General features: G+C 56.1%; 9 protein-coding genes. 5 read left to right on the forward strand and 4 right to left on the reverse strand.

The features are described from left to right. Positions 1-10: 10 nt before the first annotated feature. On the forward strand, positions 11-175 hold the full coding sequence (locus M3436_17350; protein MDQ3565788.1) for a rubredoxin: 165 nt from the start codon (positions 11-13) through the stop codon (positions 173-175). A gap of 42 nt (positions 176-217) precedes the next feature. Here M3436_17350 and hemJ read toward each other — a convergent pair whose 3' ends face one another. Together hemJ and M3436_17360 are read right to left on the reverse strand one after the other, a co-directional pair. Continuing rightward, the gene (hemJ, locus tag M3436_17355; protein MDQ3565789.1) at positions 218-643 is read right to left on the reverse strand and encodes a protoporphyrinogen oxidase HemJ; all 426 of its coding nucleotides are present in this window, start codon (positions 641-643) and stop codon (positions 218-220) included. Positions 644-690: 47 nt separating this feature from the next. Beyond that, positions 691-1,320, reverse strand: coding sequence for a DUF4126 domain-containing protein (locus tag M3436_17360; GenBank protein ID MDQ3565790.1), 630 nt, complete (start codon positions 1,318-1,320; stop codon positions 691-693). A gap of 445 nt (positions 1,321-1,765) precedes the next feature. On the opposite strand from M3436_17360, the gene argC reads away from it, so the two are divergent. The 3 genes from argC (at position 1,766) to erpA (ending at position 3,775) form a co-directional block, all read left to right on the forward strand. Further along, the gene (gene argC, locus M3436_17365; GenBank protein MDQ3565791.1) at positions 1,766-2,797 is read left to right on the forward strand and encodes an N-acetyl-gamma-glutamyl-phosphate reductase; all 1,032 of its coding nucleotides are present in this window, start codon (positions 1,766-1,768) and stop codon (positions 2,795-2,797) included. Positions 2,798-2,908: 111 nt separating this feature from the next. After that, the gene (locus M3436_17370) at positions 2,909-3,370 is read left to right on the forward strand and encodes a polymer-forming cytoskeletal protein (protein ID MDQ3565792.1); all 462 of its coding nucleotides are present in this window, start codon (positions 2,909-2,911) and stop codon (positions 3,368-3,370) included. Positions 3,371-3,427: 57 nt separating this feature from the next. Continuing rightward, a complete protein-coding gene (gene erpA, locus M3436_17375) occupies positions 3,428-3,775 on the forward strand; it encodes an iron-sulfur cluster insertion protein ErpA (GenBank protein MDQ3565793.1) in 348 nt (115 codons plus the stop codon). Between the two features lie 54 nt (positions 3,776-3,829). Here the strand turns inward: erpA and M3436_17380 are convergent, their stop codons facing one another. Both M3436_17380 and M3436_17385 read right to left on the reverse strand, forming a co-directional pair. Further along, positions 3,830-4,942, reverse strand: a complete 1,113-nt coding sequence (locus tag M3436_17380; GenBank protein MDQ3565794.1) for an anhydro-N-acetylmuramic acid kinase — start codon at positions 4,940-4,942, stop codon at positions 3,830-3,832. A gap of 8 nt (positions 4,943-4,950) precedes the next feature. After that, positions 4,951-6,354: a peptidoglycan DD-metalloendopeptidase family protein gene (locus tag M3436_17385; GenBank protein MDQ3565795.1), complete on the reverse strand. Its 1,404-nt coding sequence runs from the start codon at positions 6,352-6,354 to the stop codon at positions 4,951-4,953. A gap of 234 nt (positions 6,355-6,588) precedes the next feature. On the opposite strand from M3436_17385, the gene tyrS reads away from it, so the two are divergent. Beyond that, positions 6,589-7,779 carry a tyrosine--tRNA ligase gene (gene tyrS / locus M3436_17390; GenBank protein MDQ3565796.1) on the forward strand — a complete coding sequence of 397 codons (1,191 nt, stop codon included), beginning with the start codon at positions 6,589-6,591 and terminating at the stop codon, positions 7,777-7,779. The last annotated feature ends 302 nt before the right edge of the window (positions 7,780-8,081 follow it).

Here is an 8,081-nt window from a genome sequence, read left to right on the forward strand (position 1 = left end):
GGGGTAGTGAATGAAACGCTATATGTGTGTGATTTGCGGGTTTGTCTATGAAGAAGCCAAAGGCTGGCCCGGCGACGGAATCGCGCCTGGGACGCGCTGGGAGGACGTGCCCCCGAACTGGCAGTGTCCCGACTGCGGCGCGCGCAAGGAAGACTTCGAAATGATCGAGGTGTAGCGTATTCGTTACCTTGCTCTAGACCTCAATGCCTCGTCGCCGCTAGATCGGTTTAACCACGGCGAGGATAACCACGCCCGCAAGGATGAGTACGGGAAGCTCGTTGATCCACCGGTAATAAACGTGGGTGTGTCGGTTGCGGTCGTGGCGAAAGTCATGAAGGAGCTTGCCCAAATAGATATGATAAACGATCAGGATCGCGACCAATCCGAGTTTCGCGTGCAGCCATCCTGCGTTTGCGTAGTATTCCCAGCCGTTCGCGATCACGGTGGCGGCGCCGAACAGCACGGTCAGTAACGCACCTGGCGTCATGATGCCGAAATAGAGCTTGCGCTCCATGAGCTTAAACCGGTCGAGGCTGATGGAGTCGCTGCTCCGCGCGTGATAAACGAACAAGCGGGGTAAATAAAACAGCCCGGCAAACCAAGTCACCATAAAGATAATGTGGAACGCCTTTAGCCACAGCATGACGGCGTGCAGCTATCTTCGGGTCCGATCCCAAGGCGGGGCGCGTTTCAGGGGTGCTTGTCCGGGGGCGGTTCGGGTGAGGGTTTGAACCCGAACCAGCGCCTGATCGTTTGGAACAGACTCTTGATTCCACGCCATATTCTCGGCAGTAGCCAGGCGGAGAGGAGGATAAAGACGACGAGCCCGATCAAAAACAGCAGCGGATGATGCAATGCCGTCCACAGGCCGCCGATGACGAGCACGTCTTCCCCGATCGATGCAACCCAGTTACTAAAGGGTTCGGGGCTGGTGTTGATCATGACTCGGCTGCCGGCCTTGATCGCGTGGCTGCCGGCGGCGAGCGAACCTCCGATGAGAAGGGCGGCAAGCTCGGCCGCCGGGTGGACGTCCCCGACGGCTTGCATCGCCAAGATCGCTCCGGCGGGGATGCGTATAAAAGTATGCAGGATGTCCCAGCTCGTATCGACGCCGGGCACCTTATCGGCAAAGAATTCGACGCAATACATGAATCCCGAGGCGCCTAATACAACGGGGCTTGTGAGCACCTCGAGATCGGGGGGGAGCACGATCTCTCCTGTCGATCCTAAATAGCCGAGCATGAAAATAGCGGCGTAGAGGTTGATACCGCTTGCCCAAGCGACGCCCATCGTCAGGGCAATCGTACTGGTGATATCCACGTCGTGTCCTCGCGGTGCTTAGTTTATAAGTAGTTGATAAGCTTCTAGAACACTGCCATTTTCTCAGATACCCTTGTGTGTGCCGGGTAGGGGTTGGGCGTGACGGAAAGCGATTGTTCATGGAGTGTGAAAAGCTCGGAAGCGACCTTGAGGGGTTGTAACAGAGCTTCGCGCCTAGGTCACGTATTTAATTGCGGTGTGCCCGGTGAGCGCGAGAAGGATCGAAGAACGACCGCAGTGCAGCAATAAAATCATTTCAGCAAATGCTCTCGGAGGTGTTGACACAGGCCGTGACGCAAATTATGCTGCTTCTGTCGTGGCCAACCAAACTCTCTGAGCCATGACTTGAAACATAATAACTATAAAATGACTTAAGCGGCTTCGGCCGCTTTTTCTTTTTCCGGGGCCCTTACGCTCACCCGCAGCTTAGAATGAATTCGAATCAATGATCAAGGTTGCCGTCGTCGGCGGAACCGGGTACACCGGCGTCGAGCTATTGCGCTTGCTCGCCCAACACCCGGCGGTTAGTCTCGATGTCATCACCTCACGTGCCGAGGCGGGCACGCCTGTCGCACGCATGTTCCCGAGTTTAAGAGGGCATGTCGACTTGGCGTTTTCACCGCCCGACATCGAACGCTTGCAAGGGTGCGAGTTGGTTTTTTTTGCAACCCCGAATGGGACCTCGATGACCATGGTGCGGCCATTGATCGATGCCCGGGTCCGGGTCATAGACCTGGCGGCGGATTTCCGGCTTAGGAGCGCCGAGGTTTTCGAGCGCTGGTATGGTCTGCGCCACGGGTGTCCGGATCTTTTAGAGCAGGCGGTTTATGGGCTGCCGGAATTAAATCGTGAAGCGATCAAGGACGCCCATCTTGTTGCCAATCCGGGCTGTTACCCTACGGCGGTCATACTCGGTCTCGCGCCTCTTATCGAGGCGCGTCTGGTGCGAGCGGATCGATTGATCGCCGACGCCAAGTCAGGTGTCAGTGGTGCGGGCCGGCAGGAGAGCGTCGCCCACTTGTTCGCCGAAGCAGGTGATACACTGAAAGCGTATGGCGTCGCGGGTCACCGGCACTTGCCTGAAATCCTGCAGGCGCTCGCCCGCATCAGCGGTAGCGATGCCGATCTCGTGTTTGTACCGCATTTGGTCCCGATGATCCGCGGTATCCATGTTACCCTATATGCTGAGCTGCTTCGTCGCGAGGTCGATATTCAACACGTGTACGAAGAAAGATATCGGCGGGAACCGTTCATTGACGTGCTGCCGCCGGGCAGCCACCCGGAGACGCGGTCGGTGAGAGGGTGCAATATTTGCCGCATCGCCACGCACCGGCCGGGTCAAGCCGATCGAATAGTGGTATTATCTGTGATCGATAACTTGGTCAAAGGCGCGGCCGGTCAAGCGATTCAAAACATGAATCTGATGTTCGGGCTGAAAGAAACTTGCGGTCTGGCGAGCATCGGCTTGTCGCCTTAAGGTCTGGGTTCGCGGGCCCGTTGTCTCAGCGTTGAGCCGCGCGCGAGTCTGAAGGGTGGATTCACGGAACCGGAGATCGAAGCGCCGGTTCATGTGGAGGGGTGATTGGAAATGTTCGGAAGACGGAAAAAGCGAAAAATTTCCAAAGTGGATTCGCTCGTCGGGCAGAACACCCAGATATTGGGCAACGTCAACTTCGATGGCGGCTTGCATGTTGATGGTGCGATCAAGGGCAACGTTTATGCGACCGACCAGCAAAGCTCGGTGCTGACGTTGAGCGACCGCGGTACGATTGAAGGCGAGGTGCGGGTTCCTTATGTGGTTTTGAACGGCGTAGTACTGGGAGACGTTTATGCTAACCAGCATATTGAACTGGCGCCGAGCGCCCGCGTCGAAGGTAATGTTTATTATGGATTGATCGAGATGGCGGTCGGGGCGGAAGTCAATGGCAAGTTGCTGCGCACCGCCGAGACCGAGAAGCTGGCACTGGCGTTAAGCCATCACAGCGTGGTTGAATCTGAAGCACTATCGGCGGCCGGCGTCAGGCCCGCGGCGACGAGTTTGGATGGGTAGTTTTAGCTTGCCGGCGGTTAATGACACACTTTAAAAAGTAAATTTGGATGGAACAGCATGAACACGATCGCTACAGAAAATCCTTTAATGTTCACTGATGCCGCCGCAATCAAAGTGCGCGAGCTGATGGCTGAAGAAGGCAGCGCGGCGCTTATGCTGCGCGTGTTTATCTCGGGGGGCGGATGTTCCGGCTTTCAGTACGGGTTTACCTTTGAAGAAGCGCTCGGCGATGGAGATACGATCGTCGAAAATCAGGGCGTCAAGCTTTTGGTCGACCCGATGAGCTTCCAATACCTTACCGGCGCCGAGATCGATTACAGCGAAGGACTCGATGGCGCCCGATTTGTGATCCGCAACCCCAATGCCGCTACCACCTGCGGATGCGGGTCCTCGTTCTCGGCTTAGCGACCCGCCGGTAAACCCGCCCGCGGGTTGAGGGAATCGGCTTTGACGCCGGGATTAGGCCGCATAGATGGCCCCTAAGACCACGGGTTTTCTGGCTCCTGTGACTGCCGGGAGATTTCCCGGCCGGCCTTCGAGACGCCGCTTTGCAAGCCAAGCGAAGGTGACAGCCTCAATGCACCTGGGATCTAAACCATAAAGCGCGGTCGTCGCTACGGGCTGCTGGCCAAGGAGTTGCGCCAGTACCGACATGAGCACAGGGTTTCCGGTTCCCCCACCGCACGCCAGGACCTCCGAGCCAGGAGGGGCATATCTTACTACTGCTCCCGTGATCGTTTCGGCCGTGAGCCTTAATAGAGTTGCCTGCACGTCTTGCGGGTGTGGAGGGCAATGCATTGCCTTCAGGATCCCGTCGAGCCAATCCAGATTGAAATAATCGCGCCCGGTCGATTTAGGAGGCGGTAGCGTAAAATAGGGGTCGCTCTTGGCTTTCGCCAGCAGATCCCGATCGACGGCGCCTTGGGCCGACCACCGGCCGTCTCTGTCGATTGGAACACCCAGGTGGCGTAATGCCCAGTCATCGAGGAGGCCGTTACCCGGCCCGGTATCGAATCCCGTGACCGGCAACTCGAGATGAGCCGGTAAGATCGATATATTTGCGATTCCACCGATGTTCAGGATCACACGATTGGCTGCCGCGGTACGGAACTGCGACTCGTGAAAGGCGGGTGTCAGCGGCGCGCCTTGTCCACCGGCGGCGATATCAGCGCCCCGGAAATCGGCAACGGTGGCGATCCCCGTGATCGCGGCGATGACATTCGGATCACCAATTTGCAGCGAGAAGGGCTCGCCGCCTTGTACGCTGTGGAGGATCGTTTGCCCATGGCTCCCGATGGCCGCGATCTGCTGCGGGGTCATGCTTGCATTACGGAGAATTTCTTCGACGGCCTCGGCGAAGAGCCGTCCGACTCGAATATGTAATCGGCCGTACTGCTCTAGAGCAAGATCGATCGCGCGACGCCGGGTCGCAATAAGCGCCGAGGTTAGGTCTGGCGGCAGAGGATATTGGTGAAAGGCGATGAGACTAAGCTGATCGCCATGAAAATCGGCTAAGGCCGTATCGACGGCATCCATGCTGGTACCGGACATGAGTCCGATAAAGAGGGCCATGCCTCGACTTAGGGGCGGATGCGGGCGGTGGTTTGGGCCGCCAAGGTGACGCGAGCCCGTTCCGCCGTACTCGCTAAACCCTGGGAAGGTCCGGTATGGGAAACCGCTAATGCGTCGAGTTTGCTTAATAAGCTCCGTGTCTCTGCCTTGAATTGTGCCAGATGCCGCCCTTCTAGAGGTAGGGCATTCGGAAGTTTGACCGTCAGCGGGTTCTTATGGACGCCGTTGACTCGAAACTCGTAGTGTAAGTGTGGGCCGGTGGCGGATCCTGTACGGCCTACATAGCCGACGATCTGTCCCTGGCGAACGTGCTGCCCCGGCCGCAAGCGGCTTGCAAAGCGCGATAAATGTGCGTACAGCGTGCTGTAGGTTAAGCTGTGATCCAGTATGATGGTATTGCCGTAACCGTTTTGCCTGCCGACGAATTTCACCTTTCCGTTACCGCTTGCCTTGACAGGCGTTCCCTGCGGAGCGGCATAATCGACGCCGCGATGCGCTCGAATCGTATGTAAAATCGGATGTCTACGGTGCGGATTGAAGTGGGAGCTTATGCGCGTGAACTGCACTGGGGTTCTAATGAACGCTTTATGCAATGCGTTCCCCGTATCCGTGTAATAATCCGCATGACCCCGCGAATCCACGAACCGGACTGCGCGATAGGTGTGTCCTTGATTCACGAACTCGGCCGCGACAATCTCGCCGTCTCTAATCTTTTTTTCGTCTTTATACAACTCTTCGTAGACTACGGCGAACCGATCACCCTCATGGATATCCAGTGCAAAATCGATATCCCAGCGAAACATTTTTACGAGCCTTATGATAAGGTCATCGGACAGACCGGCTGCCTGCCCTGCGGTGAACAAGGAACCTCCAATGGAAGCCGTGGTCATGGAGACTCTTATCTCTGGCTTGGATTTCGAGGTTTGCGCGGAGAAATCACCGTCTGTGTCTTTAATCACGCGCAGAAGGTGCGTGAGGTCGCGCTGGTAGATGAACTCGGCGAGACCCCCTCGTTTAACCAGAAACCTCAAGGATTCGCCCGGATAGAGATTCGTGAGAGGCGCGGTGATTCGGCCCAGAGCCACGATTCGATCGAGATCTAGCGTGCTCAACCCCATATGCTGAAAGATCAGCGACAGGTTGTCACCCTTCCGTACGGTGATCTTTTGCCACTCGGGTTTCAGTTCACGATTGATTTTACCAAGGCGGGCTTGAGCGCGCTGCTTTCGCGGTTTAATGGGCTTCGGAACTGTGCTTTTATGCGTGTGCTCGAGGGCGTCGCCGAGGTTTGCATCCGGCGCGAGCCGCGCGGGGAGCCGGATTTCGGCATCGGGTACTTGCTGCGAGGCCATCCCGCCGAGCAGTATCGTCAAGATAGATAACACCGGAAACGAGAGCCAACGCACCGGCATTTCGCGACGCGATGCGCCTCCGGATTCTAACGGATGAATCGCGCTCGCCCCGGTGAGTGCTATGGAATTGCTATTCCACTGCAGCCGGGGCTTATAATCGTATCTTGTTACCCGCCTGTAGGACACGAAGGTCTTCTTATAGTGAGTTGTCCAAAAGATAACCGCTTAAGCCGAATAGGTCAACGCTATCGGCTGATCGTTCGCCAGGCCTTATACTGTTCGGCAAGTGAAACGATGGATAATGGCTTCGATACGATAAAACATGGTACGGTCGAAATCTTGCTCGAAGAACAACTTCGAACCAAGTTGAGCGCGGGGCGACCGCTGCGAGTTAAGGCGGGCTTCGATCCGACGGCGCCCGATCTTCATTTAGGCCACACCGTCCTGCTTAACAAGCTGCGGCAGTTCCAAACATTGGGGCATCGCGCCTTATTCTTGATCGGTGATTTCACAGGGATGATTGGCGATCCGAGCGGCCGGTCGACAATGCGCAAGGCACTTACGCGTGAGGCGGTGGTTGAGAACGCGGCTACATACACGGACCAGATCTTTAAGGTTTTGGACGCGGAGCATACGGAGATCGTTTTTAACTCTACGTGGATGGATAAAATGCCTGCCGCGGATATGGTTCGGCTCGCGTCTCGCGCCACGGTAGCTCGGATGCTCGAGCGTGAGGACTTTACTAGACGTTACAAGAACGGTCAAGCCATTGCGATCCATGAATTCTTATATCCGTTAATACAAGGTTACGATTCGGTAGCTTTGCAAGCCGATGTGGAGCTCGGTGGCACTGATCAAAAATTCAACCTTCTGATCGGCCGGCAATTACAAGCAGAGCATGGACAAGAACCTCAGACCGTCGTCATGATGCCGCTCTTGGAAGGTACGGATGGCGCGCAGAAAATGTCTAAATCGTTAAATAATTACATCGGTATTAACGAGCTTCCTCAGGAGATGTTTGGAAAACTGATGTCGATTTCCGATGAGCTGATGTGGCGCTACGTGAGTCTCCTAAGCCTGCGCGGAAAAGCGACGCTGGAGGCATGGAAACGTGCGGTCGTGGAAGGGGCTAATCCGCGCGATTATAAGGTATTGTTTGCACAAGAGATGGTAACGCGTTTTCATAGCGCAAGAGCAGCGGATCTCGCGTACAAGGACTTCGTCCAGAGATTCCGAGAGCAGGCGCTACCAGACAGTATGCCGGAGTTGACGATTCCTGAGCCCACAGGAGCGATCACTGTTGCAAGCCTGTTAAAGCGAGCCGGCTTAACCGCCAGCACTTCGGAGGCGATTCGAATGGTCGCACAAGGCGCCGTCCGTATCGACGGCGAGAAGACTCAAGATGCGATGCGCAAGGTGTTCTCCGGCAGCACGCATGTTTTTCAGGTGGGAAAGCGACGCTTTGCAAAGGTCTCCGTCGTTTAGCCTTGATCCTCCGGCCGCGCGTCGATACTATCCAATTTCGAAGAATGACCGATGCGGGAGCACAAATGGTACCTGCTTATAGTTTATGGAAGTGGCGCAAATTACCAAGAGATTCGGCGATTACAGCGCCATTCGGCGGCCCCGCAGCACACGTAAAAAAATGAATTTGGGTTCGTGAGTATTTTCTAATTCAAAGATGAGTCTGAAAGAAGGTAGTAAAGCCTGGCCTCCTAGGGTGAAAGAGTACTGGCCTCCGGGGATAGCTGGGGGCGTCGGGAGCCTGGGCGGTGCGACGACTGTTC

This window comes from Pseudomonadota bacterium (genome assembly GCA_030859565.1).
Lineage (GTDB): Bacteria > Pseudomonadota > Gammaproteobacteria > JACCXJ01 > JACCXJ01 > USCg-Taylor.